This is a genomic window from Heterorhizobium halophytocola (assembly GCF_017873095.1).
Classification (GTDB): domain Bacteria; phylum Pseudomonadota; class Alphaproteobacteria; order Rhizobiales; family Rhizobiaceae; genus Allorhizobium; species Allorhizobium halophytocola.
Window position 1 is genome coordinate 25,492 of record NZ_JAGGJU010000006.1, and the last position, 24,759, is coordinate 50,250.

Annotated in this window: 24 protein-coding genes; 9 read left to right on the top strand and 15 right to left on the bottom strand. The window is 63.4% G+C overall.

The features are described 5' to 3' along the window. Positions 1-153: 153 nt before the first annotated feature. Together J2Z17_RS11790 and J2Z17_RS11795 are read left to right on the top strand one after the other, a co-directional pair. A complete protein-coding gene (locus J2Z17_RS11790; RefSeq protein ID WP_209945192.1) occupies positions 154-780 on the top strand; it encodes a uracil-DNA glycosylase family protein in 627 nt (208 codons plus the stop codon). 61 nt (positions 781-841) lie between these two features. After that, complete coding sequence (locus J2Z17_RS11795) at positions 842-1,330, top strand: Lrp/AsnC family transcriptional regulator (RefSeq protein ID WP_209945194.1); 489 nt, start codon at positions 842-844, stop codon at positions 1,328-1,330. A 75-nt stretch (positions 1,331-1,405) separates the two neighbouring features. Here J2Z17_RS11795 and J2Z17_RS11800 read toward each other — a convergent pair whose 3' ends face one another. Together J2Z17_RS11800 and J2Z17_RS11805 are read right to left on the bottom strand one after the other, a co-directional pair. After that, positions 1,406-2,278 carry an NAD(P)-dependent oxidoreductase gene (locus J2Z17_RS11800; RefSeq protein ID WP_209945196.1) on the bottom strand — a complete coding sequence of 291 codons (873 nt, stop codon included), beginning with the start codon at positions 2,276-2,278 and terminating at the stop codon, positions 1,406-1,408. A 91-nt stretch (positions 2,279-2,369) separates the two neighbouring features. After that, complete coding sequence (locus J2Z17_RS11805) at positions 2,370-3,182, bottom strand: methyltransferase domain-containing protein (protein ID WP_209945198.1); 813 nt, start codon at positions 3,180-3,182, stop codon at positions 2,370-2,372. Between the two features lie 151 nt (positions 3,183-3,333). Between J2Z17_RS11805 and J2Z17_RS11810 the strand changes: the two genes are divergently transcribed. Continuing rightward, positions 3,334-4,056: a DUF2270 domain-containing protein gene (locus J2Z17_RS11810; RefSeq protein ID WP_209945200.1), complete on the top strand. Its 723-nt coding sequence runs from the start codon at positions 3,334-3,336 to the stop codon at positions 4,054-4,056. A gap of 12 nt (positions 4,057-4,068) precedes the next feature. On the opposite strand, the gene J2Z17_RS11815 is transcribed toward J2Z17_RS11810, so the two are convergent. The 4 genes from J2Z17_RS11815 to J2Z17_RS11830 all read right to left on the bottom strand — a co-directional run bounded on the left by J2Z17_RS11815 (position 4,069) and on the right by J2Z17_RS11830 (position 6,930). Beyond that, positions 4,069-4,335: an usg protein gene (locus tag J2Z17_RS11815; RefSeq protein WP_209945202.1), complete on the bottom strand. Its 267-nt coding sequence runs from the start codon at positions 4,333-4,335 to the stop codon at positions 4,069-4,071. A gap of 103 nt (positions 4,336-4,438) precedes the next feature. Next, positions 4,439-5,269: an ABC transporter permease gene (locus J2Z17_RS11820; protein ID WP_209945204.1), complete on the bottom strand. Its 831-nt coding sequence runs from the start codon at positions 5,267-5,269 to the stop codon at positions 4,439-4,441. After that, positions 5,266-6,069 carry an ABC transporter permease gene (locus J2Z17_RS11825; RefSeq protein WP_209945206.1) on the bottom strand — a complete coding sequence of 268 codons (804 nt, stop codon included), beginning with the start codon at positions 6,067-6,069 and terminating at the stop codon, positions 5,266-5,268. Before J2Z17_RS11825 ends, J2Z17_RS11820 begins: the two co-directional genes overlap by 4 nt. An 81-nt stretch (positions 6,070-6,150) precedes the next feature. Then, positions 6,151-6,930, bottom strand: a complete 780-nt coding sequence (locus J2Z17_RS11830; protein ID WP_209945208.1) for a transporter substrate-binding domain-containing protein — start codon at positions 6,928-6,930, stop codon at positions 6,151-6,153. Positions 6,931-7,432: 502 nt separating this feature from the next. Between J2Z17_RS11830 and J2Z17_RS11835 the strand changes: the two genes are divergently transcribed. Next, positions 7,433-9,511, top strand: a complete 2,079-nt coding sequence (locus J2Z17_RS11835) for an OmpA family protein (RefSeq protein WP_209945210.1) — start codon at positions 7,433-7,435, stop codon at positions 9,509-9,511. Positions 9,512-9,749: 238 nt separating this feature from the next. Here the strand turns inward: J2Z17_RS11835 and mobB are convergent, their stop codons facing one another. From mobB to J2Z17_RS11850, 3 genes are all read right to left on the bottom strand, one after another. Next, positions 9,750-10,265: a molybdopterin-guanine dinucleotide biosynthesis protein B gene (mobB, locus tag J2Z17_RS11840; RefSeq protein ID WP_209945212.1), complete on the bottom strand. Its 516-nt coding sequence runs from the start codon at positions 10,263-10,265 to the stop codon at positions 9,750-9,752. Beyond that, a complete protein-coding gene (gene mobA, locus J2Z17_RS11845; RefSeq protein WP_209945214.1) occupies positions 10,262-10,894 on the bottom strand; it encodes a molybdenum cofactor guanylyltransferase MobA in 633 nt (210 codons plus the stop codon). Before mobA ends, mobB begins: the two co-directional genes overlap by 4 nt. A 93-nt stretch (positions 10,895-10,987) precedes the next feature. Next, positions 10,988-11,905 (bottom strand): DMT family transporter, encoded by a 918-nt coding sequence (locus J2Z17_RS11850; protein WP_209945216.1) that lies wholly within the window; start codon positions 11,903-11,905, stop codon positions 10,988-10,990. Between the two features lie 218 nt (positions 11,906-12,123). Here J2Z17_RS11850 and J2Z17_RS11855 point away from each other — a divergent pair, with 218 nt between their 5' ends. Then, a complete protein-coding gene (locus J2Z17_RS11855; RefSeq protein ID WP_209945219.1) occupies positions 12,124-14,664 on the top strand; it encodes a methyl-accepting chemotaxis protein in 2,541 nt (846 codons plus the stop codon). A gap of 66 nt (positions 14,665-14,730) precedes the next feature. Here J2Z17_RS11855 and moaA read toward each other — a convergent pair whose 3' ends face one another. Next, positions 14,731-15,720: a GTP 3',8-cyclase MoaA gene (gene moaA / locus J2Z17_RS11860; protein ID WP_209945721.1), complete on the bottom strand. Its 990-nt coding sequence runs from the start codon at positions 15,718-15,720 to the stop codon at positions 14,731-14,733. A gap of 207 nt (positions 15,721-15,927) precedes the next feature. Between moaA and J2Z17_RS11865 the strand changes: the two genes are divergently transcribed. Continuing rightward, positions 15,928-16,290, top strand: a complete 363-nt coding sequence (locus tag J2Z17_RS11865; RefSeq protein WP_209945221.1) for a gamma-butyrobetaine hydroxylase family protein — start codon at positions 15,928-15,930, stop codon at positions 16,288-16,290. A gap of 15 nt (positions 16,291-16,305) precedes the next feature. Here the strand turns inward: J2Z17_RS11865 and J2Z17_RS11870 are convergent, their stop codons facing one another. Next, positions 16,306-16,776, bottom strand: a complete 471-nt coding sequence (locus J2Z17_RS11870) for a MarR family winged helix-turn-helix transcriptional regulator (protein ID WP_209945223.1) — start codon at positions 16,774-16,776, stop codon at positions 16,306-16,308. A gap of 47 nt (positions 16,777-16,823) precedes the next feature. Here J2Z17_RS11870 and J2Z17_RS11875 point away from each other — a divergent pair, with 47 nt between their 5' ends. Then, complete coding sequence (locus J2Z17_RS11875; RefSeq protein ID WP_209945225.1) at positions 16,824-17,732, top strand: alpha/beta fold hydrolase; 909 nt, start codon at positions 16,824-16,826, stop codon at positions 17,730-17,732. Positions 17,733-17,801: 69 nt separating this feature from the next. After that, positions 17,802-18,413: an MSMEG_1061 family FMN-dependent PPOX-type flavoprotein gene (locus tag J2Z17_RS11880; RefSeq protein WP_209945227.1), complete on the top strand. Its 612-nt coding sequence runs from the start codon at positions 17,802-17,804 to the stop codon at positions 18,411-18,413. Positions 18,414-18,449: 36 nt separating this feature from the next. Here J2Z17_RS11880 and J2Z17_RS11885 read toward each other — a convergent pair whose 3' ends face one another. The 3 genes from J2Z17_RS11885 to J2Z17_RS11895 all read right to left on the bottom strand — a co-directional run bounded on the left by J2Z17_RS11885 (position 18,450) and on the right by J2Z17_RS11895 (position 21,739). Continuing rightward, positions 18,450-19,520 (bottom strand): GGDEF domain-containing protein, encoded by a 1,071-nt coding sequence (locus tag J2Z17_RS11885; RefSeq protein WP_209945229.1) that lies wholly within the window; start codon positions 19,518-19,520, stop codon positions 18,450-18,452. A gap of 222 nt (positions 19,521-19,742) precedes the next feature. Further along, positions 19,743-21,347 carry a fumarate hydratase gene (locus J2Z17_RS11890; RefSeq protein ID WP_209945231.1) on the bottom strand — a complete coding sequence of 535 codons (1,605 nt, stop codon included), beginning with the start codon at positions 21,345-21,347 and terminating at the stop codon, positions 19,743-19,745. Positions 21,348-21,469: 122 nt separating this feature from the next. After that, positions 21,470-21,739 carry a ribbon-helix-helix domain-containing protein gene (locus J2Z17_RS11895; protein WP_209945234.1) on the bottom strand — a complete coding sequence of 90 codons (270 nt, stop codon included), beginning with the start codon at positions 21,737-21,739 and terminating at the stop codon, positions 21,470-21,472. Positions 21,740-22,074: 335 nt separating this feature from the next. On the opposite strand from J2Z17_RS11895, the gene J2Z17_RS11900 reads away from it, so the two are divergent. Further along, positions 22,075-22,953 (top strand): GGDEF domain-containing protein, encoded by an 879-nt coding sequence (locus J2Z17_RS11900; protein WP_209945236.1) that lies wholly within the window; start codon positions 22,075-22,077, stop codon positions 22,951-22,953. Between the two features lie 27 nt (positions 22,954-22,980). Here J2Z17_RS11900 and fumC read toward each other — a convergent pair whose 3' ends face one another. After that, positions 22,981-24,372 (bottom strand): class II fumarate hydratase, encoded by a 1,392-nt coding sequence (gene fumC / locus J2Z17_RS11905; protein ID WP_209945238.1) that lies wholly within the window; start codon positions 24,370-24,372, stop codon positions 22,981-22,983. Positions 24,373-24,759: the final 387 nt, after the last annotated feature.

A 24,759-nucleotide genomic window follows, 5' to 3' on the forward strand; every position in this document is an offset into this window, starting at 1 on the left:
TCAGTGTAGTCGGCAGGGTGTTAAGAAGTTGCTTTCAAGAAAGGATTTGTTGGTGATTTGGGCAAAAAGATCCAAAGCTCGCCTTTTTGTCCGGATAGCGATTGTCGTCCGCGCATTAGCAGTTTCATCTAAGCCTATGGGGAACATGACTTTATGGGGGATGTCGACGAGTTGCGGCAGGCGATTGCGCGCTGTCGGACGTGCCGCGACGATCCGGCCGGCGGCGAAATCAGGCGCCTGCCGCACGAGCCGCGCCCGGTTTGCGTGGTGTCCGCCAGGGCTAAAATCTTAATAGCCGGCCAAGCGCCGGGCCTCCGGGTGCATGAGAGCGGCCTGCCGTTCAACGACGCTTCCGGCGACCGCTTGCGCAGCTGGCTCGGCGTGGATCGTGAAGCCTTCTATGCGCCGGACAATTTCGCCATTGTGCCGATGGGCTTCTGCTTTCCGGGCTATGATACTGACGGCCACGACCTTCCGCCGCGGCGCGAATGCGCGCCGCTCTGGCGCGCGCGGGTGCTTTCGGCGATGCCGCAGATCGAACTGGTTCTGGCGATCGGCCAGCATGCGCAGCGCTGGCATCTGGGCAGTCGTCGGCACAAGACGATGACCGAGACCGTGCGGCAATGGCGGGAAAGCTTCCTGGCCAACGATATCCAGCCTCGGGTTCTGCCTTTGCCGCATCCGAGCTGGCGCAACACGGGCTGGCTGAAACGCAATGCCTGGTTCGAGGAGGCAGTATTGCCTGTGCTCAAACGGGAAGTTGCGGTCAGACTGGGGTAGTCGGCGCTTTTCGTCGGCAGCGAATCCGGTTTATACCGGTTGGGACTTCGAAAGGCATATCATGGACCGACTAGACCGAAAGATCCTGCGCATCCTCCAGGAGGATACCACTCTGGCCGTGGCGGACCTTGCCAAAAAGGTGGGTCTGTCGACGACGCCCTGCTGGCGCCGAATCCAGAAGATGGAGGAGGAGGGCGTGATCCGCCGGCGCGTGGCCCTGCTCGATCCGGCCAAGGTCAACACCAAGGTGACGGTCTTCGTCTCGATCCGCACCAACAGCCATTCGATCGAATGGCTGAAGCGCTTCTCCGAAGTCGTCAGCGAGTTTCCCGAGGTGGTCGAATTCTACCGGATGAGCGGCGATGTCGACTATCTCCTGCGCGTCGTGGTGCCGGATATCGCCGCCTATGACGCCTTCTACAAGCGGATGATCGCTAAGATTGAGATCCGCGACGTGTCGTCGGCCTTTGCGATGGAGCAGATCAAGTACACCACGCAATTGCCGCTCGACTATATGACGCTCGACGCCGGCAAGAGCAACGAGGACTGAGGCGGTCCCGCCGCCCCGTCCGTCGTCGATGCGCGCGGTGCGCCTGTCCTGCGGCGGGCGTAAAGAAGGTGGCTATTACTTCTGTTCCAGCCGGGCCAGCAGGGAAGACGTGTCCCAGCGATTGCCGCCGAGCTTCTGGACTTCGCCATAGAACTGGTCGACGAGGGCGGTCACCGGAACGGTCGCGCCATTGCGCCGGGCTTCGGACAGAACAATGCCGAGATCCTTGCGCATCCAGTCGACGGCAAAGCCGAAATCATATTTGCCGTCGTTCATCGTCTTGTGCCGGTTTTCCATCTGCCAGGAGCCGGCGGCGCCCTTGGAGATGACGTCGACGACCTTTTCGATGTCGAGGCCGGCCTTCTTGCCGAAGTGAATACCTTCGGCCAGGCCCTGGACGATGCCGGCGATGCAGATCTGGTTGATCATCTTGGTGAGCTGGCCGGAACCGGCCGGGCCCATCAGGCCGACCATGCGGGCATAGGCGTCGATCACCGGCTTTGCCGTGTCGAAGGTGGCCGCGTCGCCGCCGCACATGACGGTAAGGGCTCCGTTTTCGGCGCCCGCCTGGCCACCCGAGACGGGCGCGTCGATGAAGCCTGCCTGTTTGGCGACGCAGGCATCGGCCAGTTCGCGGGCGACTTCGGCCGAAGCGGTCGTATTGTCGATCAGGATCGCGCCGGGCTTCAGGGCGGCGATGCAGCCGTTCTCGCCAATGGTGACCGAACGCAGGTCGTCGTCATTGCCCACACAGGTGAAGACGAAGTCGGCATCGCGCGCCGCCTCTGCCGGCGTCTCGGCCAGATTGCCGCCATGCTCCCGGACCCAGCTTTCGGCCTTGGCCTTCGTCCGGTTGTAGACCGTGACCGCGTGGCCGCCCTTTGCCTTCAGATGGCCAGCCATGGGATAGCCCATGACGCCCAGACCGATAAATGCCACCTTTGCCATGCGATTTCCTCCGCTTGATGTCGTTGTCGGACAAAGACTTAAAGCAGAAGGCGGCGAAGCGAAAGCACAACAAGGCGCTTGTCGGTTCGCCTCAGTGAGGCTTCAGCCGCGCGACCACCAGATGGCCGGGGCTCGGCTGGCCGTCCTGCATGCGCACATTGATCTCGGTGATCTCGACGAGTTCGAAACCGGTGGCGTCCAGCCGTTCGCGGATATAGCGCTCGGTGTGCAGGAAGCGCTGGTGCGGGCCGACGCGGTAGTTTTGGCCGTCGGTCTCGGAAAGGGTCTCCGACGAAAACACGAAGAGGCCGCCGCGGACCATGTTTTCGGCAGCCCCGAAGAACAGCGGCTCCAGCGCGCCGAGATAGGGCAGCACGTCGGTCGCGGTCACGAGATCGAAAGGTTCGTCGTCATTGTCCTCGAGGAAATCCTCGACTTCCGCCACATAGAGCGTTTCGTAGAGGTCCTTCTCATGGGCGATTTCGACCATGTTTTCCGACAGATCGATGCCGGTGATGTCGTCGGCCATGTCGCGCAGGGCGCCGCCGGTGAGGCCCGTGCCGCAGCCGAGATCGAGCATCCGCTTGAACGGCCCGAGCTCCAAAGCCTGCAGGCGCTGGCGCACCAGCATGGGCACCGCGTAGCCGAGCTGCTCGACCAAAATGTCCTCGAAGGCTTCGGCATGCTGGTCGAACAGGGTCTCGACATAGGCGTCCGGCGCGCGGGGCGGGGTCTCGCCGCGCCCGAGTGCTGCCATCCGCACGGCCGCACCGCCATGGTCTTCCGGATCGATGTCGAGGCATTCCTGATAGGCCGCGACGGCAGCGTCGATATCGCCGGCCTTTTCGAGCGAAAGGGCCCGGTTATAGGCTTCCGCCAGCTTCTCTTCGTCGATCTTGGCCATGACATCACTCCGGCGTGGAAAATATCGTTGCGCTCTACCGGTTCGATGGCAGTTTTGCAATCGGGCAGATCGGACCGGGTGAGGGAACCGGGAGCGGGGGGGATCGTTGACAATTGAAAGCTGAAGCCGGACATGACATCGGGAGGCGGCAATGGAGATGCGTGACGCTCTGGGAGAGGTCGGTGGAGAAGCCCTGCCCACGCCGCCGCGGCTGCCGCAGACCTCCGGCGAGAAGGCGACCGTCATCATTCACTACTATCGCGGCGAGCTTGCCCGGATGACCAGCTGGCGCGACCGCATCGACCGGACGTCCAACTGGGCCATCACGGTTGTGGCCGGCCTGCTGTCGGTATCCTTGTCGACACCCTCGTCACACCATGGCGTCGTGCTGTTCGCCATGCTGCTGATCTCGCTGTTCCTGCTGATCGAGGCACGCCGCTACCGGTTCTTCGATGTCTATCGGGCCAGGGTACGCCAGCTGGAGCGCTATTATTTCGCCCAGGCGCTTTCTCCAAAGGCCGAACTCAATGCCGACTGGGCCGAGCAGATCGCCGAAAGCCTGCGCTCGCCGCGCTTCCTGATGCCGCGCCGCGAGGCCGTTTCCAGGCGCATCCGCCGCAACTATGTCTGGATGTACATGATCCTGCTGGCCGCCTGGCTGCTGAAGATCTCGACCCCGAAGCTTTTGCCGGACCAGCCGCGCACCGATACCGTCTGGTCGTTCGGCGAATTCGTCCACAACGCCGCGCTCGGCCCCGTGCCGGGCTGGGCGGTGCTTGCGATCGTCGCGGTGATCTATGCGGCCATCATCTACGTCGCCGTCCACCGCGAGCCGGATGACGGCGAGTTCGCCTATGGCGAGGTGCATGTGTGACCGGCATGAGGCTCAGTGCAGGATGAATTCGCCCTGCAGCGCGCGCCATTCATTCGGGGCGATCAGCTTGCGATGGACGTAGCGCACGGAATGCAGCGGGCCATCGAGCGTCTCCTCCCAGAATTTGAGGAAGCTCTTCATCTGCGGAAAGTCCGGCGCCAGATCATAGTCCTGCCAGACATAGGTCTGCAGCAGCATGCGATGATCGGGCAGGCGGTAGAGTATCTGGGCCGTGGTCAGTCCGTAGCCCTCAAGCATCAGTTCCATTTCGCTCGGCATGATGTACCTCGTCGAAGCTGTTCCCGTGTTCGCGCCCCGATTTTTTTCCGGGTCTGCACCGATCATGAGAACAAAAAATGCTTGAGCAAGGCTTGCCGAAAATCTAGCGCTTCAGGTGACGTGTCAGCCGGCCCTCGAAGGAGAGCCAGACATGGCGCAGCGCCTCGACGATGACAAGATAGAAGATCGCGGCCCAGAGGTAGGTCTGGTAGTCGAAGGTACGTGAGAAGGCATAGCGCGTTTCCCCCATCAGATCGAAGACCGTGACGACGGAGACGACGGCGGATCCCTTGATCATCAGGATGATCTCGTTGCCATAGGGGCGCAAGGCGACGATCAGCGCCTGCGGCAGGATGATCTTGCGGAAGGCGACGACCTTGCCGATGCCGAGAGACGCGGCGCCCTCGTGCTGTCCGCGTGGAACGCTGTCGATGGCGCCGCGCAGGATTTCGGCCTGATAGGCGGCCGTGTTCAGCGCCATGGTGAAGATGCCGCAATAGATCGCCTCGCGGAAGAACCACCAGAGGCCGACGCTCTGCAGTTCCGGCCGGAAACTGCCCAGACCGTAATAGACGAGATAGAGCTGGGCCAGCAGCGGCGTGCCGCGAAACAGATAGACATAGCCGAAGGCAAGGCTGCTGATCAGCCGGTTTTTCGACAGCCGGGCAAAGGCGATCGGCAGGGAGATGACGGCGCCGATGGCGATCGACACGGCCACGATCCAGATCGTCGTCCACAGACCGTGCAGGTAGCGCGGACCGTATTTGACGAAATAGTCGCCATCCCAGCCGCTGACGACCATCCAGATCAGCGAGATCGCCAGCAGCAGCCAGATGGCAAGGATGCCGTAGCCTGCCAGCTGCCCACGCCGCATGCCGGCGCTTTCGATGATGGGCGCCGGGCGGGGCGGGATCAGGGTTTCGGCAATGCTCATCGGGAGACCTCCGAACGGCGCGCCCAGCGATCGATGAAGCCGATGCCGACCGACGAGATGATGGCAAGCACCAGATAGATGAGACAGGCAATCGAGTAGAACAGGAAGGCCTGTTTGGTGACCCGGACGGCAACCCCCGTCTGGCGCAGCACGTCGGCAAGCCCGATGATCGACACGTAGGAGGTATCCTTCAGCAGGATCATCCAGAGATTGGTGATGCCGGGAAGGGCGATGCGCACGAGTTGCGGCAGGACGACGAGCGACATGATCTGCCCGCGATGCAGGCCGAGCGCATGGCCACCTTCGAACTGGCCTCTGGGAATAGCCTGGAAGGCCGCGAAGATCACCTCGGCACAATAGGACGAGGAGACGACGCCGAGCGCGATCATGCCGGACACGAAGGCGTTAATCTCGACGCGGGTGTCGACGCCCATGGCGGCGAGGGCCGCCTGGATCAGGATCTGGGCGCCGTAATAGACGATGAACAGGGTCAGCAGTTCCGGCAGGCCACGGAAGATGGTGGTGTAGATGCCGGCGGCAAGCCGCAGGCTCTTTTCCTGTGACCGCATGCCGAGCGCCAGCAAGAAGCCGAGCAGCAGGCCGACCGGCATGGTGGCCAGCGCCAGGGTGATGGTGACGACGATGCCGGTGGCGATATCGTCGCCCCAGCCCTTGTCACCGCAGGACAGGATGGCTTCGGAGCCGAACCAGTTGAAGATGCCGAGATGCCCGCAAAGCGGGTCGATCCAGCCGACTATGTTTTGCCACAGTGACGCGCCCGAGGCCGGTACGTCGTCCATTCATGATCCCCTTGCGGTCTTGCCGCTTATTTTTTTGGGTAGAAAAGGCCGGCGACACCAAGCCGCCGGCCGGATGGCAGATCAGTCGCCGTAGACGTTGAAGTCGAAATACTTGTCCTGGATCTTCTTGTAGGTGCCGTTTTCGCGGATCGCGGCAATGGCCTTGTTGAGCTTTTCCTTCAGCGGATCGCCCTTGCGCACGGCAATGCCGGCACCCTTGCCGTTGATCTCTTCATCGATCGGCAGCGCCGTCAGGATCTTGCAGCAGGCGCCGTCTTCCGACTTCACCCATTCCGTCAGCACGACGATATCGTCGACGACGGCGTCGATGCGGCCGTTTGACAGGTCGAGCTTGTATTCGTCAGCCGAAGGATAAAGCTTCAGCTCGCTGTCCTTCATGTGGGCTTCGACATAGTTGGCGTGGGTGGTCGAGGACTGGGCGCCGATCGTCTTGGAGGCGAGACCGGCAACGTCCTTGATGTCGCTGTCCTTCGGTACGGCAACCGCCGGCGGCGTGTTGTAGTATTTGTCGGTGAAGTCGACTTCCTTCTCGCGCTCGGCCGTGATCGACATCGACGAGAGGATCATGTCGAACTTCTTGGCCTGCAGGGCCGGGATGATGCCGTCCCAGTCATTCGAGACGATGGTGCATTCGGCCTTCATCTCCTCGCAGAGGGCGCGGCCGATATCCATGTCGAAGCCGAGGAAATTGCCGCTGGCGTCCACATATTCAAAGGGCGGATAGGTCGAGTCGGTGCCGATGACGTAATTTTCGCCGTCGGCGAAGGCCTGGCCGGCTGCAAGCGACAGAGCTGCGAGCGACACGGCGGCGAGCACACGGCTTTTGATGGAGTTGCGCATAAGGAACCTCTCTGGTGGTGTCCGCATGGTTATCCGTCCATGCTGGACATTATTGGCGACCGTCGGGTTTTGCCCGACTTGGCTCGATATTCCTATGCATTCGCCGCGAAAATCAACAGCAAAGACCGTCGACATGGTTATTTTATCGATGGTTGCCGGCGCGGGCACTGCTGCCTGCCCGGCGGGGTGGCGCATGTGCCTTTGAAACCATTCCTCTCAATGCGAGTTAATCAAGTCGCAAATGCAGACGATCACGGACAAGCCGAGACCCTCGGACCCCGGGCGGAACGGCAGATGCGGGGAGACACCGGGGCCTGCGGGACGGCCGGACGGAACGAGGGGCATCAGGATCGTCACAGCTTTCATGAACCATCCGTTCACGTCGCATTCAGCCGCGGCTCCCCATGTTTCCGAAATCATACCTGCGAGATCGGCTTGCCGACGGACAGGAGATGGTGCGCCCGGCGCACCAAAAACAAAAGCTCCAAGGAGAGGAGATCCCATGTCAACGAAATGGAAAACGAGCCGCGCCGCGCTTCTGGCTTTCACGGCCCTGTCGCTGCAGGCAGGAACGCCGTTTGCAATGCCGGTCAGTGCCGTTGCCGCGCCGGCCGCCGCCAATGGCGGCCTCAATGCGCTCGCCGCAGCACCCGGTGCCGCTGAGGGCCGGATCATCCTCGCCCAGGCCGAACCCTGTGCCGACGGCCAGGACGCGGCCGACTGCCAGCCGGGCGGCAAGAAGAAGCGTGAAGGCGGCGAGCGCCGCAAGCACAAGGACGCCGAGCCGCAGGCCGATCAGGGCGCAGCCCAGCCCGAGCAGGCAGCGCCGCAGGCTGCCGAACCGGCACCCGCGCCCGAGGAACCCAAGGCCGAAAAGCCGAAGCGCGAAGCCGCTCCCAAGCGCGAAGCTGCGCCCGAGCCGGAAGCCGCGCCGGAGCCCAAGGCTGTAGAGCCCGAGGTAAGCCCCAAGGCTGCCGCACCGGAAGACAGTGACGGTGCGCGCAAGCAGGAAGGCAAGCGCAAGAAGAAGTCCGAGACCCGCGAGGCCGCGCCGCAGGCCGAAGAGCCCAAGGCCGAAACGCAGGACGCCGCGCCGAAGGCTGCCGAGGAACCCGTTGCCACGCCGGAGCAAAAGCCTGAAGAACTGAAGGCCGCACCGGAGGCCAAGTCGGCCGAGGAGCCGAAGGCGGAAGAACCAAAGGCAGAGGCGCCGAAGGCGGAAGAGCCCAAGGCCGAGGCGCCGCGCAAGAAGCGGATGCCGGCCGAAGGGCAGAAGCAGACCGAGGAGCAGAAGCAGCCTGAGGCGCAACAGCGCACGCTGGCACCTGCCGCTTCGCCTGACGATGCGTCCAAGACCGATGCCGCGGCTTCCGAAGCTTCGCCGACCGGCAACACCCCGGAAGACCAGGCCCGCAAGGAAGAGATCGCCAAGGATCCGTCGGCCACCAACGACACCGTTGTGCTGCCGGTCGAGGACGGAGCGCCCGTGCTCGACAGCGACAAGCGTTCGTTCCGCCGTGATGGCGGTGACCGCCGCAAGGGCGATGCCCGCGAGGAAAAGCGTCGCAAGCAGCGCGAAGAGGTGGAACGTCGTCCGCCGCCGAAGTCCGATGCAGAGGCGCAGGTGAAGGCTGATTCCAAGCGTCCGATCGCCAAGGTCGACGAAGAGAAGGGCAAGCGTCTGTCGGAGCGTCCGCGCTACCGCGACCGCTATGACGATGGCGACAGCCGCCAGGTCGACAATCGCCTGATCATCGAGTTCGGCGACAATATCGTCGTGCGTCATGACGACAACCGCCGCTTCGAGCGCTATGGCCGGGCACCGGAATACGATCAGCTGCCGAATGGCCGCGTTCGCGAGACGGTGACCAAGGAGAATGGCGACCAGATCGTCTCGATCCGCAACCGCTACGGCGATCTCGTCCAGCGTTCGCGCATCGACCGCCGCGGCCGTGAATATGTGCTGTTCTTCTCGCCGGAGCTTTACTACGCCGACGACGACCGTCGTCCGGTCTATCGCGACCCGGCCGAAGACCTGCCGCCGATGGTGCTGCAGATCCCGGTGCGTGACTACATCATCGACACGACCACAGATCCGGACCGCGACTACTACAAGTTCCTGGAGCAGCCGCCGGTCGAGCGTGTCGAACGCGTCTATTCCGTCGATGAGGTCCGTAACTCGGCCCGTATTCGCGACAAGATGCGCCGCATCGACCTCGACACGATCACCTTCGACACCGGCAGTGCCGAAATCTCGATGAACAAGGCAGGCACGCTGAAGGAAGTTGCCGACGCCATCAACAAGGCGCTCGACAAGGATCCGGCAGAGACCTTCCTGATCGAGGGCCATACCGATGCCGTCGGTTCGGACGAATCGAACCTCGTGCTCTCCGACAAGCGGGCCGAGGCAGTTGCCGACGTCCTGACCGACGTCTATTCGATCCCGCCGGAAAACATGGTGACGCAGGGGTACGGCGAGCAGTTCCTGAAGGTCAACACCGATGGACCGGCCCAGGAAAACCGCCGCGTGACCATCCGCCGCGTAACGCCGCTGGTTCGCCCGGTCGCCTCGAAGAACTGAGACGACAGGCCATCGTGAGAACAGAAAAAGGCCGCCGGTGCTGCACCGGCGGCCTCAGACTGCTGACAAACCCTATTCAGCTTTAGCCTTCCCATCAGATTCACGGAACGTCTCTGAATCGAAACCAGAACGGATCGGAATCAAACAAGCTGCGCGGAGACCTCAAAGAGGTTTGTCAGCAAGCTGAGGCCGCCGGTGCTGCACCGGCGGCCTTTTCGTTGCCTGAAGCAGGCGCTTTTCAGAGCGGCGGCAGGCCGATCGTCCGGCTGATGAAATCGGCAATCGCGGCCGTGTCGTCGAGATCAAACACCGGCAGGCGGTCGTCGTCGACCGGGTGATCGGCCGCTATCGCGACGATGTGCGGATCGCTCGGCGCCAGCGGTTCGCGGTTGTTCGCCTCCAGCCGGCGCGCCTCGACCTTGGGGATCGGCTCGCGCTTGTAGCCCTCGATCAGAACGAGGTCGCAGGGCGCGATGCGGGACAGGATTTCCTCGAAGCTCGGTTCGGCTTCGCCGCGCAGCTCGTGCATGATGGCAAAGCGCGTGCCGGAGACGATCGTCACTTCATGGGCGCCGGCCTGCCGGTGGCGGTAGCTGTCGGCGCCGACCTTGTCGATATCGAAGTCGTGATGGGCATGCTTGATCGTCGAGATGCGGTAGCCGCGCCGCGTGAATTCCTCCACGAGCCGCACCGCAAGCCCGGTCTTGCCGGAATTCTTCCAGCCGGAAATGCCGAAGACGCGGGGCGTTGTCATGGTTCAGGCTCCTGAAGAAAGGTCTCTGCCAGCCGCAGGTCTTCGGCCGTATTGATGTTGAAGAACGGGTCCACCGCATGTGCGCCGAGGACGAGCGGCGCAAACTCAACGACATCAACGGCGTGGCGGGCGAGAAAATCGGTCACGCGGCGATGCGCCGGGTCGGCAAGCCATGCCTCAAGCTCATCGGCAAGCCGGGCGGGCCAGGACCCGATCACCGGATGGCTCCGTCCCCCCGATGCGGCGACGGCAATGGCGAGGGAATCCTCCGCACGCGCTGCCAGGCGATCGGCCAGATCCCCGGGCAGGAAGGGGGAGTCGATCGAGACGGTCAGGACGCGCGTGATACCCAGGTCTTGCGCATGGCGCAGGGCGGCCAGAACGCCGGCAAGCGGCCCCAGGCGGTCGGGCAGGGTGTCGGGCACCAGAGTGAGCGCTTCGAAGCCTGTGGGGCTCTGCGGCGCATTCAGCGCCATTGCATCCACCTGCGGGGTGAGCCTCTCGATCACATGGGCGAGCAGCGGCCGCCCGCCAAGGCGCACGCCGACCTTGTCAGCGCCCATGCGACGGGAGAGCCCGCCGGAAAGGATGACGGCGAGGCGACGGGGTGAGGGCATGCTGATCTCCATCGGACAGGTGTCCATGAGGTGACGTTAGGAAACCTGCGCGTCCCGCGCCAGCACCGGTGCCGCATTGTCCACGGGCAAGGCCGGCCGGTGCCGCTAGAGTGCCGAGGATGTCGGGGTCGGCTCCTGCGCCACCGGCCGGGGAAGCTTGCGCTTCTTCTCGCGGTAAAACGTGTAGAGACCGGAGGCGATGACCACCAGGGCGCCGAGCGCCATCAGCGGATCGACTTGCTCGCCGAAGGCAAGCACCCCGATCGAGACGGCCCAGAGCAGGCTGGTGTAGCGCAGCGGGGCGATGAACGAGATTTCATCGGCGGTGCGCATGGCCAGCACGATCGACTGGTGGGCGACGACCAAAAGCAGCGCGGCGATGGCCAGTACCGCGAGCGCATTGCCGGACATCGGCTGCCAGCCGCCGGTCGGCACCAGCATGAAGCTGCCGACCAGCACAGCCCCCGATGCGGTGGCCAGGGTGACCCCGATCGACGGCGTGCCGGCGCGCACGCGCTTGGTCGCCAGATCGCGACCGGCGGCGCCGCACACGCTGACCAGCATCAGCAGCGATGCCGTGGTGAAGCCTTCCGCGCCGGGACGGACGATCAGCAGGATGCCGCAGAAGCCGACGATGATCGCGCCCCAGCGATACCAGCCGACCGGCTCGCGGAAGATCAACGCGGCACCGAGCGTGGTCGCCAGCGGCAGCGACTGGAGAATGGCCGAGATATTGGCGAGCGGCAACTGGCCGAGGGCGCTGAGAAAGGCGATGGTGGCAAGGCTTTCGCAGCCGACACGCAGGAAAACCATCGGCTGCAGCAGCGTGCGCAACTGCCTGAGCGCGCCCATCTGACCGGCGATCACGACGAGCAGACAGGTCATGATCGCGCCGCGCACCAGCATCATCTGCCCCGCAGGCAGGTCGGCGGCCAGCGTCTTGGTCAGGGCGTCGTTGCAGGTGAAACCGGCCATGGCGAGCGCCATCAGCAGCGCGCCCCTGGTATTGTTCGACAATGCCATGTGATGAATTCGTCCCCTCGCTCCGGTCTTACTCATAGCCAAGTCTATCGACGAAACAAGTTCTTCAAGACGACAATTGTGCGTGCACATACCGGCCGGCAAGAATTTGCCCGAAGGTACTGGCCCTCGGGGTTTAGGGAAATCTCAACCCTGCACGTGGACATTGTCTCCTATTCTTGGGGACAACTGCGATCGCCGCACGGCGCAATGGGGTAGCGATGACTTTTATCGACAGGCTTTTGCGCGGGCGACGCATCGTCACCAAGGTCTTGCTGTTCGTCGTGCCGCTGGTGCTGCTGATGGCCGGGGTGGGGCTTCTCGGCTACCATACGGCCAGGGTGCTGAACGGGCACATGACCGTGACGCGCGCGACGATCGGCAATATCGGCGACCTGCAGGACCTGCAGTCTGCCTTCCAGGCCTTTACCCTGCAGCCGACCGAAGAGAGCCGTGACGCGCTGGCCGCCGCGATCGACAAGCAGAAGCAGGGCATTGTCCAGCTCGAAGGTCTGGTTCAGGGCCAGCAGGACGCGTCCCTGCTTGAAAATGTCCGCGCGGTCGCACCGGCCATGGCCGATTCGGTGACCCGGCTCTGGACGACGGCAGCCGACCGCCTGGAGATCAGCGAGGCCCTCGAAAAGGATCTCGCCGACCTGAAGGCGGAGAGCGAAAAGGTCGACAAGCAGATCGCCATCGTTCGCGACAACTTCGTCGAGAAGGAAGAATTCGCCAAGGGGTTGCTCTTCGATTCCGCCGGGTATCAGGGGATCGCCGAGAAAATCGCCAAGCTGCAGGCGGCCTTCGACAAGGCGGGCGAGCCTGACAAGCGCGCCGGTCTGATCGGCCTTTATGCCGGGGCCATCGGCAAGGAACTGGCAAAAGCGGGCGAGAGCGTCTCCGACAAGGCGATGAAGGCCATGGGCAAGGTCGGCGATCTGAACGCCAAGCTCGAGGCGATTGCCGCAAACGACGCGCCGGCAGAGATGAAGATTGCCGGCGCCACGCCGATCATCGCTGCACTGGTGCCGCAGGGCGACCGGCTGGCCAAGCAGGCGGCGAAGAATGCCGACACGGCGGCCGGGCGTTTCGTCTCGCTCGAAAAGCTCGTCGCCGAGCAGAAGGAATTGCTGGGCCATGCCCAGGACGCGTTGCGGGTGCTCGATACGCTCGGCATCCATATCGAACGCCTGCGGCTGGCGCCGAGCGCCGACACCCGTGCCGTGGTGCAGGAGCGGCTGGATGCCTATACGGCGGCGGCGGCAGAGGTCTCACGCACCGGCGGCACCAATAGCAGCATGCGCGATTTCGCCGGACGTGTCGCGCCGGTCATCGCCTCGATCGTGGCTCATGGGGATGCCCTGCTGGGCGACGTGGAAGATTGGACGGATGCCCGCACCGCCGGCAAGGGCGCCATCGCCAACGGCATGACGGCGCTGAACGGCTTCGTCTCCCAGGCGCAGGAAAGCGGGCGCGCCGACAGCGAACGCTCCGGCACGATCTCGGTGATCGCCATGGTGGTTGGCACGCTGATGGCGATTGCCGGCGGGCTGATGCTGGTCGAAACCCTGCGCGCACCGCTCAAAAAGATCACCGATGTGATGGGCCGGCTTGCCGGTGGCGACTTGTCGGTACCGATCGAGGGACGCGATCGCGGTGACGAGATCGGCGACATGGTCCGCTCGGTCACGGTCTTTCGGGACGCGGCGGTGGAAAATCGGCGCCTCGAGCAGGAGGCCGAGGCGGTGCGTGAACGCTCCCGCGCCGAGATGGAACGCAGTTCAGCCGAACGGGCGCGGGTCGAGGCCGAGCAGCGCAATGCGCTGGATGCGCTCTCGGCGGTGCTCGGGGCATTGTCCAGAGGCGATCTGGAGCAGGGCATGCGCACCGATCTGTCGCGCGACTTCATCGCCATGGCCGAAACCTATAACGAAGCGGTCAACGCCCTGCGGGCCACGCTGTTCGACGTGCGGATCACGGCGGACGAGATCAATGCCGGCACCGGCAATCTGGCCGTATCGGCCGACGATCTGGCCCGCCGGACAGAACAGCAGGCGGCGGCGCTCGAAGAGAGCGTCAATGCGCTGAAGCATCTCGACGAAGTGGTGCGTTCGACGGCCACCAGTGCCGCCTCGACCTCCAGCACGGTGGAAATGACCGCCAGCCATGCCAGCCGCTCGGGCGAGGTGGTGGAAAAGGCCGTGGCCGCCATGGGCGAGATCAGCCGGTCTTCGGAAAAGATCGCGACGATCATCGGCGTCATCGACGAGATCGCCTTCCAGACCAATCTGCTGGCGTTGAATGCCGGCGTGGAGGCGGCCAGGGCCGGCGAGGCGGGCCGGGGTTTTGCCGTCGTCGCCCAGGAAGTGCGCGAACTGGCCCAGCGCTGCGCCGGTGCCGCCAAGGAGATCAGCGGGCTGATTTCATCCAGCGGCCAGCAGGTGCGCAATGGCGTGGCGCTGGTCGAGGAGACCGGCACGGCGCTGCAGACGATGATCGCCAATATCGGCGAGGTGCGCACGCTGGTCGCCAAGATCAGCGGCGAAGCGCGCCAGCAGGCCGACGGCATCGGCGAGGTGTCGAGGGCGGTCAACGATGTCGAGCTGATTACCCAGCGCAATGCGGCCATGGTCGAGGAGAACAACGCCGAAATTCAAGGATTGCGCGACCGTGTGACGACGCTTTCCGAGAAGATCGAGAAGTTCAAGACCGGTGGCCGCCAGGCCAAAACCTATGTCGAGGCAGAGCGCTGGTCAGTATAGAGGGTTCTCGCAGGTCTACGGAGACGCAATCGGCGCTGTTCCTGTCAGCTATCCGGCAGGGCGGTGTCAGCCGCCGGTGACGCTCATGTGGCGGGAGACGGCGGGGCCCTTGCTCTTCCGGTCGATGATGAAGTCGTGCCCCTTCGGCTTGCGGCCGATCGCCTCGTCGATGACGTTGGAGAGATAGGCGTCGTCCTCGGAGGCGCGCAGTGCGGTCCTGAGGTCGGCCGCATCGTCCTGCCCGAGGCACATATAGAGCGTGCCGGTGCAGGTGAGGCGCACGCGGTTGCAGCTTTCGCAGAAGTTATGGGTAAGCGGCGTGATGAGGCCGAGCCGGCCACCTGTTTCGGCGACATCGAGATAGCGGGCGGGGCCGCCGGTGCGGTAAGCGTTGTCAGTCAGCGTGAACTGTTCCGACAGCCTCTGGCGAACCTGGGAGAGCGGCAGGTAGCGGTCGGTGCGATCTTCCTCGATCTCGCCCATCGGCATGGTCTCGATCAGGGTCAGGTCCATGCCGCGGCCGTGCGCGAAGCGCATCATGTCGGGAATTTCGTCCTCGTTGAACCCCTTGAGCGCTACCGCATTGAGCTTGACCTTGAGGCCGGCGGCCTGCGCAGCATCGATACCCTTCATCACCTGGTCGAGATCACCCCAGCGGGTGATCTGGCGGAATTTGTCCGGGTCCAGCGTGTCGATGGAGACGTTGATGCGGCGCACGCCGCAATCATAAAGCTCCGAGGCGAAGCGCGGCAGCTGCGAGCCGTTGGTGGTCAGCGTCAGTTCCTCGAGCGCGCCGCTGTCGAGATGGCGGCCGAGCGATCGGACGAGATGCATGATGTTCTTGCGCACCAGCGGTTCGCCGCCGGTCAGCCGCAGCTTCTTCACGCCCTTGTCGATGAAGGCGGAACAAAGCCGGTCGAGCTCTTCGAGCGTCAGCAGATCCTTCTTCGGCAGGAAAGTCATGTGCTCGGCCATGCAATAGGTGCAGCGGAAATCGCAGCGATCCGTCACCGAGACCCGCAGATAGGTGACGGCGCGACCAAAGGGGTCGATCATCGGGGCAGCGCTCTGGCCAAGGGCCGCAGCATCGCCGAATTGTCCTGTGCCGTGTTCCAAGTCGGATCTCCATGAGGTTGAACCATAATCTGGTTCTCCCGACTGCCCACGTCAAGGAAACCATTGGCGTCCTATGATCAATTTGTCTTGTGCAGGATGGCCGGGCGCACTAGGTCAGCGCAAGACAATCGAAGGAGCCGCGGTCCGATGAGCCTATCCTGGCCAACAGAACTGAAAGTGTCGAAGGACCGAAAGTCCTTGATGGTCACCTATAATGACGGTGCGACCTATACCCTGCCGGCCGAGATGCTGCGCGTCCTGTCGCCCTCGGCCGAAGTGAAGGGCCATGGGCCGGGGCAGGAGGTGACCGTGCCCGGCAAGCGGCATGTGGCGATCTTAACGATGACCGCGACCGGCAACTACGCCGTCCGTATCGGCTTCGACGACGGCCACGATACCGGCATCTTCACCTGGATCTATCTGCGGGAACTCGGCGAGACCGGCGCGGAAAAATTCGCCGACTACGAAAAGTCGCTCGCCGAAAAGGGCCTGCAGCGCGATCCGCGCTGACATCACGTCAAGGTGTCAGGCGATAGCCTCGTCCTCGTCTGCCTGCAGCCGCGCTGCCAGTTTTTCCATCACCTCCGCCACCTGCAGGCACTGCTCTATCGGGGCGACCGACAGCGACCGCTCGATCACGTCCGTCTGGATCGCCATGGCCTTCAGCGTCAGGGCGCGGCCGTCCTCCGTCAGATATAGCCGCAGCACCCGCTTGTCCTTCTGATCGCCGCGCCGCTCCAGCAGGCCGCGCTTTTCCATCTGCGGCAGCAGCATGCTCATGTTCGAGCGGCCGACCAGCAGCTTGCGGGCCAATTCCTGCTGCGAGATGCCTTCGAAACGGTAGAGATTGACCAGAATATCCAGATGCGGCGGCTTGATGTCGAGGGGAGCGAGCAGCCGTGCCATGGTTTGCTGCATCAGCTGACAGGCGCGGCCGACCGCGATCCAGCTCTTAAAGCGCGGATGCTCGAAGGGAAGAGCTTGATTTTTGTTCATGCTTGTACTTTATTGTTCAACGTTGAACATAAAACGGGAATCCGACTATGGCATCCTTTTGGCTGAAGGTCACCCGGATCGGGTTTGGCGGGCTGGGCAAGATATCGCCGCGGGCTGCGGGACGTCTGGCGTTTTTCCTGTTTTGCCGCACACCGTCCCGAAAGCCGAAGGGCGAAAAGGCCGCCGCAGTCCTCGCCTCCGGCAGGGCGCGGCTATCCGGTGCGCAGCACGCCATGGTCACCGTGCCCGGCGGGGAGATCGCAACCTATCGGCTAACAACCGGTCTGAAGGCACCGAAGATTCTCGTCGTTCACGGCTGGGGCTCGCGCGCCGAATATCTGGCCGAACTCGGATCCGGCCTGCAGGCGCACGGCGCCGATGTGGTGCTGATGGATCTGCCCGGACACGGCCGCTCCTATGGTAGGGCGCTGAACATCGCGATGGCGGCGGAAGCCATTGTCGGAGTCGAGCGCGAGCAGGGGCCTTTCGACGCGGTGGTTGCCCATTCCCTCGGCGGGTTGTCGGTGATGGCGGCCGTCGGCGGCCTGTTCCGGCATGTGCCGCCGCTGATGGCGCACCGGCTGGTGCTGATCGGCGCGCCCTCGGAGGTCGGGGAGGTCTTTGCCGACTTCTCCGCCATGATCGGCCTCGATGCCGCGTCGCGGGCGGCCCTGCTGGATCGCGCCGCCGAAGTCGGCGGTCGGCCGATCGGCGATTTCGACATGTCGAACGTCGCCAGACGGGCGAAGCGGCCGATGCTTGTCGTGCATGCCGAAGACGACAAGGAGGTCGGACCGCATCACGCCCGCCGTTACGGAGGCATCGGCAGCCATATCGACTTCCACTGGGCCAATGGCTACGGGCACCGCCGCATCGTCAGCGCGCCCGATGTGACGGCCGAGATCGCCCGTTTCCTGATGATCCGGCAATACCAGACGCCGCTTGCAACGGTCTGAAAGGTGGTCATAAAATTGCAATGGCCCCCGCCTAGGACGGGGAGAGCAAACAGCACAGGGATTCCGGGCATGACCATTCTGCGCAGCATCGAAGACCTGAGGGCGATCTATGCCGCCGAACCGACGGAGGCTTCCGTCGCCAAGGTCACCCGCGTCCTGACGGCGGAATACCAGACGCTCATCGGCGCCAGTCCCTTCATGGCGCTTGCCACCGTCGGGCCGGAGGGGCTCGACTGTTCGCCGCGTGGCGACGAGGAGAGCGTTGTCCGGATCGCGGACGAGCGCACGCTGCTGCTGCCGGACTGGCGCGGCAACAACCGGATCGATTCGCTTGCCAATATCGTCCGCGACCCGCGCGTCGCCCTGATGTTCCTGATCCCCGGTTCCAGCACGGTGATGCGGGTAAACGGTACGGGCGAGGTGTCTGTGGCGCCGGACCTGCTGCAAAGCTTCGAGCGCGACGGCAAGCATCCGCGCACGGTGGTGGTCGTCACGGTTGTGGAAGCCTATTTCCAATGCGCCCGCGCCGTCATGCGGGCCGGGCTGTGGGCGCAGGACCGGGTGATCGATCCGCAGTCTCTGCCGACGCCTGGCGCACTGCTGAAGGCGGCCAAGGCCGGATTCGACCAGGAGACCTATGACCGCGAATGGGCCGCGCGGGCGGCCCAGACCATGTGGTAATTGTCGCAGCTGACCGTCTTTCCCGGGTCCCCATCCTCAGCGGCGATAGAGCATCCAGTTCTTGGTCGCCTCGATGTCGTGGTCCTCTTCGAAGGCGCAGGTTCGGTTGCGGCCTTCCTGCTTGGCGCGGTACAGCGCGATGTCGGCCCGGCCGTACAGATCGCTGTCGCCCTGCGCCTGCGACGCCATGCAATAGCCGAGCGAAATGGTGATCGGTCCGTAATTATAGCCGGCCTTGGAATTCTTGAACTGCGTCGTTTCCAGCGACAGCCGGATGCGCTCGCACAGGCAGAGCACTTCGTCGGCACCGATGCCCTCGATGATGATGGCGAATTCCTCGCCGCCGGTGCGGGCGATGAAGCTGTCCCTGCGCACATTGGCGCGCAGGACGCTGGCGACGGTTGCCAGGATCTTGTCGCCGACCGGATGGCCGTAACTGTCGTTGATCCGCTTGAAGTGGTCGATGTCGAGCAGGATGAGCGCACGCGGGCGGCCGTCCTGCACGGCGGAATAGACCAGGGCCAGCCGCTCGTCGAAGGCGCGGCGATTGGCAAGCCGCGTCAGCGAATCGGTATTGGCGATCCGCTTGTACTCGTCGAGTTCCTGGCGGACCTTGTCCATCTCCTGCGACCGGCGGGTGATCTTGTTGGCGGTGGTCTCGCCCTGCTGCTTCTTGCGGTCCGTCGCCTCCGTGAGGATGGTGATGGCATTGCGCAGGATATCGGCGCTGGTATTGCTCTTCGACGTGATCCGCCGATAGGTTTCGCCGAGCACCCGGTGGTAGCTGTCGAGCGAGGTCTGTTCCTGCTTGAGCATGTGCAGCAGGTTTTCAAGCTCGTCGCTGATGCGGCCGTGAATGCCCTCGACGACCACACTTTGCGGGCGCGCGAAATAGGCCTCTCCCAATGCATCCAGATCCGCCTGGGTGACCTGGGATCCGAGCGCTGCAAAATCACGGCTCAGAGCCGGGTTCGCACCGATGAAAACCTCGTAAAATAGTTCGTAGTTCCGCGGGATGGGCGCGATCCCCATCGTCCGCATCGCATACATAACCTGCGTCGGAATGTCCGCATTCGACGCTTTTGTCGGCCTGCTTGTTGTTGTCATCGGCATCCCCCCGGAAGCCTTGAGTCATTTCAGCAATCGATATTCTCTTACGCGCAAATCATTGGGAAAGGTTTAAGTTTTCCTTTTTCAGTATTATTTGGCGCGCGCCTGAATCGACTCTAGTTGATGAGTGGTCTTCTTGTTGTCCGTACTTGCGTATTCGATGACGCGGGCAATAGTGCCCGGGTCGGTGTCGTTGTGTTCTTGCCCTGCCGGCTGCGACTAGAGATTGAATTCCTGGAAGAAATCATTGCCCTTGTCGTCGGTAACGATGAAGGCTGGAAAGTCTTCGACTTCGATCTTCCAGACCGCTTCCATGCCGAGTTCGGGATATTCGAGCACCTCGACCTTGCGGATGCAGTCCTGGGCGAGACGCGCGGCCGGGCCGCCGATCGAGCCCAGATAGAAGCCGCCATGGGACTTGCAGGCCTCGCGCACGGCGCGCGAGCGGTTGCCCTTGGCCAGCATCACCATGGACCCGCCGAAGGACTGGAACTGGTCGACGTAAGAGTCCATGCGGCCGGCCGTCGTCGGGCCGAAGGAGCCGGACGCATACCCGGTCGGTGTCTTGGCCGGGCCGGCGTAATAGACCGGGTGGTTCTTCATGTATTCCGGCATGCCTTCGCCGTTTTCCAGCCGTTCGCGGATCTTCGAATGCGCAAGGTCGCGGGCAACGATGATCGTGCCGGTCAGCGAAAGCCGGGTCTTGACCGGATGTCGCGAGAGTTCGGCGAGAATGTCTGCCATCGGCTGGTTTAGATCGACCTTGACGACCGAGGAGGAGAGGGCGCTCTCGTCGATTTCGGGCATGTATTTCGACGGATCGGTTTCCAGCTGCTCAAGGAAGATGCCGTCTTTGGTGATCTTGCCCTTGGCCTGGCGGTCGGCGGAACAGGACACGCCAAGACCGATCGGCAGCGAGGCGCCGTGCCGCGGCAGACGGATGACGCGCACATCGTGACAGAAATACTTGCCGCCGAACTGGGCGCCGACACCCAGCGACTGGGTGAGCTTGTGGATCTCCTTCTCCATCTCGATGTCGCGGAAGGCATGGCCGCTTTCGGACCCTTGCGTCGGCAGTTCGTCGAGATAGCGGGCGGAGGCGAGCTTGACCGTCTTCAGGTTCATTTCCGCCGACAGCCCGCCGATGACGATCGCCAGATGGTAGGGAGGACAGGCTGCCGTGCCGAGCGACAGGATCTTGTCCTTCAGGAAGTCGATCATCCGCTCCTTGCTCAGCAGCGAGGGCGTGCCCTGGTAAAGGAAGGTCTTGTTGGCGGAGCCGCCGCCCTTGGCCATGAACAGGAAGTTGTAGGCGTCCTCGCCTTCCTCGTAGATATCGATCTGGGCCGGCAGGTTGGTCTTGGTATTTTTTTCCTCGAACATCGACAGCGGCGCCAGCTGCGAATAGCGCAGGTTCCGGTGTTCGTAGGCGTCGCGCACGCCGGCGGCGAGCGCCGCATAGTCGCCGCCTTCGGTAAACACGCGGCGACCCTTCTTGGCCATGACGATCGCCGTCCCGGTATCCTGGCACATCGGCAGGATGCCGCCGGCGGCGATGTTGGCGTTTTTCAGCAGGTCATAGGCAACGAAGCGGTCATTGTCGGTCGCTTCGGGATCGTCGAGGATCGAGGCGAGTTGTTTCAGGTGGCCCGGCCGCAGCAGGTGGTTGATGTCGGAAAGTGCCGATTCCGCCAGCAGTCTCAGCCCTTCCGGCTCGACCATCAGCATGTCCCGGCCGTTGAAGCTGGCGGTCTGGACGTGGTCGGATGTCAGCAGGCGGTAGGGGGTCTGGTCGGGTCCAAGGGGAAAGAGATCGTCGGCCATGAGATTCCTCTGGAATGAATCGTTGCCGTCGCTTTACGAGCCAGTCGCGGGAATTGCAATGTCTGCCTTAATCTCTGCCACATTTGCCGCACCCCTTGCTCCGGCAGGCGGAGGACAGGCTTTCAGGCGTTGTCGCCGAGCGTTTCGAGAAAGGCGGTCATGCTGCGGGCGGGTGGGATATTGGCTGCCTGGCACACCTCATAGGCTCGCCGCAACTGCTGTTCGAAGGCGCGCTGCTTGAGCTCGCTTTCCAGCAGACTGAAGGCCTCTGCGGCAACCGCGCTCGAATTCGGATAAAGCCCGCGCGCCACGAGCGCCTCGATCCGGTCCAGCATGTCCGGGTCGAGATAGACGGTCAGGGTCTTTTTCGAGAGGTGAACCATGCGAATCATATTAGCGGATCGCGATGCAATTCGAAATCCCCGCCGGCTCCGAAATCGGCCTGAATTGCAATCAGCGGGCGCATGCATGGGCACCATGGTGAGCACGCCGTTACCGGCGCGGCCGCAGGCAGGCGAGGCTGTCACATTACGGGGCATGCCGTCCGGGCTTTACGGGCTTTCAGGCTGCGGCTGCGATGTATCCATTGGCCGAAGCGATTGCAGGATCCGGCCGCACCGCTGATGCCTTTCGTGGCTCTATCCGGTTTTTTCTGCGACGCTCTGCTTTCCATGGGCGCCGGCTGTCTCTAACCATGGGCCCCTGTTCGCAATGCTTCGAGGTATGCATGCCCATCGGAAGATCTGTCGTTGCCGTGATGTCGCGGTCGCTTCTGGCCAAGATTTTCGCCGTCAGCTTCGTGTCGGTCCACCTGCCGCTGATCGCCATGCTGGTCTATCTCGGCAGCATGCGCGCGGCCTTTTCCGATCCGGCATTCTGGGTGCTGCTTTCGGCGACGCTTGCGGGCACGCTGTTCTGTCTCGGGTTGACCTGGCTGCTGCTGAGCCCGCTGATGCGCTTGACCCGGGCCATCGACGATTACCGTCAGGGCAAGCCGATGACGTCGGTGGCCGCCAAGCGCGGTGACGAAGTGGGGCAACTGGACCGCAAGGTATCGGAACTGACGCGCGAGCTCGACGGGCTGATCCTGCGGCTGCGCCAAGAGGCGACGGAGGACCCGCTGACCGGCCTTGCCAATCGCCGGGCCCTGATGGAGCGGGGGGCGGAAAGTCTTGTACAGAAAGACAGCCTGCAGAATGTCGTCAGTCTGGTGATGTTTGATATCGATCACTTCAAGGCGATCAACGATCGCCACGGCCACCAGATCGGCGACCGGGTGCTGGTGGCGATCGGCAATCTGCTGCGCAGCCATATTCGCCCGAGCGACTTTGCTGCCCGCATGGGCGGCGAGGAATTCGTCATCGTGCTGCCCGCCACCGGCCATGACGATGCCCGCTTGATTGCCGAGCGGCTGCGGCTTTTGCTGCGGGACAGCGATATCGCGCCGCTCGGTCGCGGGGCGGTGACCGCGAGCTTCGGTGTGGTGACCAGCGAGAGCGGCTCGCCCGAGCTGCAGCGCCTGCTCAGCCTGGCGGACGCCTCGCTGTACCTTGCCAAGGATGGCGGGCGCGACCAGGTCGTGTGCTGCACCGCCGAGCCGGCATGACCGGCGGTGCAGGGCGCGCGTTGACGCTTATTTCGGGCCGATCATCAGTTCCGGCCGGACATATTCGTCGAACTCCTCATTGGTAAGATAGCCGCCACCGACGGCTTCCTCGCGCAGGGTCGTGCCGTTCTTGTGCGCGGTCTTGGCGATCTTGGCGCAGGCATCGTAGCCGAGCTTCGAATTGAGCGCGGTGACCAGCATCAGGGAATTCTCCACGCCCTTCTTGATGTTGTCCTCCCGCGCCTCGATGCCGACCACGCAATTGTCGGTGAACGAGACCGCCGCATCGCCCAGAAGCTGGACCGATTGCAGGAAGTTATAGGCCATCATCGGATTGTAGACATTAAGCTCGAAATGGCCCTGGCTGCCGGCAAAGGTGATCGCCGCCTGGTTGCCGAAGATATGGGCGCAGACCTGCGTCATCGCTTCCGACTGGGTGGGGTTGACCTTGCCCGGCATGATCGACGAGCCCGGTTCGTTTTCCGGCAGTGCCAATTCGCCGAGCCCGGCGCGCGGACCGGAGCCGAGGAAGCGGATGTCGTTGGCGATCTTGAAGCAGGCGGCAGCCGCCGCATTGATCGCGCCATGGGCAAAGACCATGGCGTCGTGTGCAGCCAGTGCCTCGAACTTGTTCGGCGCGGTGACGAAGGGCAGGCCGGTGATCGCGGCAATTTCTTCCGCGACCTTTTCGGCAAAACCCTTGGGTGCATTCAGGCCTGTGCCGACGGCGGTGCCGCCCTGGGCCAGTTCCAGGAGGCCATCAAGCGTCGTCTCGATGCGTCGGATCGCCGAGGCGACCTGCGCGGCATAACCGGAAAACTCCTGGCCGAGCGTCAGTGGAGTGGCGTCCTGCGTATGGGTGCGGCCGATCTTGATGATGTCGGCGAAGGCTTTCGCCTTGGCGTCGAGCGCCTGCTGCAGATGCTTGAGGCCGGGAATGAGGTGGTGCGTCACCTGCTCGGCGCAGGCGATGTGCATGGCCGTCGGATAGGTGTCGTTCGACGACTGGCTCATGTTGACGTGGTCATTCGGATGGACCGGCTTCTTGGTGCCCATGGTCCCGCCCAGCATTTCGATGGCGCGGTTGGAGATCACCTCGTTGGCGTTCATGTTGGATTGCGTGCCGGAACCCGTCTGCCACACGACCAGCGGAAAGTGATCGTCGAGCTTGCCGTCGATCACTTCCTGGGCCGCCTTGACGATGGCATTGCCGATCGGGCCCTCGAGGCCACCGAGCGACATATTGGCACGGGCGGCCGCCTGCTTGACGATGCCGAGCGCGCGCACCACCGACAGCGGCTGTTTTTCCCAGCCGATCTTGAAATTGCCGCGCGAGCGTTCGGCCTGCGCGCCCCAATAGCGGTCCGCCGGAACCTCGATCGGTCCGAATGTGTCGGTTTCGGTGCGGGTTGAGGACATGGGATCAGTCTCCTTGCGGGGCTTGAGGCTCGCCGCAACGGCGGGCGAGGGGAAACATCGGGTGCCGACCGGGACGTGGGGGCACGGACGTCCGGGACGGCGGAGAGAGGTTATCCGACTGATATAGGAAAGCCTCTGCGGTGTTAAACCATTCCGTCCTTCAGCTGCGCAAATTCCGTCCGCCGGGGGAGCGAATCACCGGTCGAAAGGGCGGCGTCACGGTCCCGCCATCCTGTTGATTGACGAGAATTCGAGTGTTCGCGTTAACTGAAACTTAACCGGAGGCTTTGCTAACATCGGGCTGGTGGAAAGCGTCGTTGCGCATCTGTCACGGTGTCACGCAGATGTGACGTTTCGCGGCACTTGTTATGTGGGCTACGCTTTCCA

Bases quoted from the DNA above. Each gene is read 5' to 3' on its own strand.
- J2Z17_RS11790 (WP_209945192.1), top strand. From the start codon at position 154: ATGGGGGATGTCGACGAGTTGCGGCAGGCGATTGCGCGCTGTCGGACG.
- J2Z17_RS11795 (WP_209945194.1), top strand. From the start codon at position 842: ATGGACCGACTAGACCGAAAGATCCTGCGCATCCTCCAGGAGGATACC.
- J2Z17_RS11800 (WP_209945196.1), bottom strand. From the start codon at position 2,278: ATGGCAAAGGTGGCATTTATCGGTCTGGGCGTCATGGGCTATCCCATG.
- J2Z17_RS11805 (WP_209945198.1), bottom strand. From the start codon at position 3,182: ATGGCCAAGATCGACGAAGAGAAGCTGGCGGAAGCCTATAACCGGGCC.
- J2Z17_RS11810 (WP_209945200.1), top strand. From the start codon at position 3,334: ATGGAGATGCGTGACGCTCTGGGAGAGGTCGGTGGAGAAGCCCTGCCC.
- J2Z17_RS11815 (WP_209945202.1), bottom strand. From the start codon at position 4,335: ATGCCGAGCGAAATGGAACTGATGCTTGAGGGCTACGGACTGACCACG.
- J2Z17_RS11820 (WP_209945204.1), bottom strand. From the start codon at position 5,269: ATGAGCATTGCCGAAACCCTGATCCCGCCCCGCCCGGCGCCCATCATC.
- J2Z17_RS11825 (WP_209945206.1), bottom strand. From the start codon at position 6,069: ATGGACGACGTACCGGCCTCGGGCGCGTCACTGTGGCAAAACATAGTC.
- J2Z17_RS11830 (WP_209945208.1), bottom strand. From the start codon at position 6,930: ATGCGCAACTCCATCAAAAGCCGTGTGCTCGCCGCCGTGTCGCTCGCA.
- J2Z17_RS11835 (WP_209945210.1), top strand. From the start codon at position 7,433: ATGTCAACGAAATGGAAAACGAGCCGCGCCGCGCTTCTGGCTTTCACG.
- mobB (WP_209945212.1), bottom strand. From the start codon at position 10,265: ATGACAACGCCCCGCGTCTTCGGCATTTCCGGCTGGAAGAATTCCGGC.
- mobA (WP_209945214.1), bottom strand. From the start codon at position 10,894: ATGGAGATCAGCATGCCCTCACCCCGTCGCCTCGCCGTCATCCTTTCC.
- J2Z17_RS11850 (WP_209945216.1), bottom strand. From the start codon at position 11,905: ATGGCATTGTCGAACAATACCAGGGGCGCGCTGCTGATGGCGCTCGCC.
- J2Z17_RS11855 (WP_209945219.1), top strand. From the start codon at position 12,124: ATGACTTTTATCGACAGGCTTTTGCGCGGGCGACGCATCGTCACCAAG.
- moaA (WP_209945721.1), bottom strand. From the start codon at position 15,720: ATGATCGACCCCTTTGGTCGCGCCGTCACCTATCTGCGGGTCTCGGTG.
- J2Z17_RS11865 (WP_209945221.1), top strand. From the start codon at position 15,928: ATGAGCCTATCCTGGCCAACAGAACTGAAAGTGTCGAAGGACCGAAAG.
- J2Z17_RS11870 (WP_209945223.1), bottom strand. From the start codon at position 16,776: ATGAACAAAAATCAAGCTCTTCCCTTCGAGCATCCGCGCTTTAAGAGC.
- J2Z17_RS11875 (WP_209945225.1), top strand. From the start codon at position 16,824: ATGGCATCCTTTTGGCTGAAGGTCACCCGGATCGGGTTTGGCGGGCTG.
- J2Z17_RS11880 (WP_209945227.1), top strand. From the start codon at position 17,802: ATGACCATTCTGCGCAGCATCGAAGACCTGAGGGCGATCTATGCCGCC.
- J2Z17_RS11885 (WP_209945229.1), bottom strand. From the start codon at position 19,520: ATGACAACAACAAGCAGGCCGACAAAAGCGTCGAATGCGGACATTCCG.
- J2Z17_RS11890 (WP_209945231.1), bottom strand. From the start codon at position 21,347: ATGGCCGACGATCTCTTTCCCCTTGGACCCGACCAGACCCCCTACCGC.
- J2Z17_RS11895 (WP_209945234.1), bottom strand. From the start codon at position 21,739: ATGATTCGCATGGTTCACCTCTCGAAAAAGACCCTGACCGTCTATCTC.
- J2Z17_RS11900 (WP_209945236.1), top strand. From the start codon at position 22,075: ATGCCCATCGGAAGATCTGTCGTTGCCGTGATGTCGCGGTCGCTTCTG.
- fumC (WP_209945238.1), bottom strand. From the start codon at position 24,372: ATGTCCTCAACCCGCACCGAAACCGACACATTCGGACCGATCGAGGTT.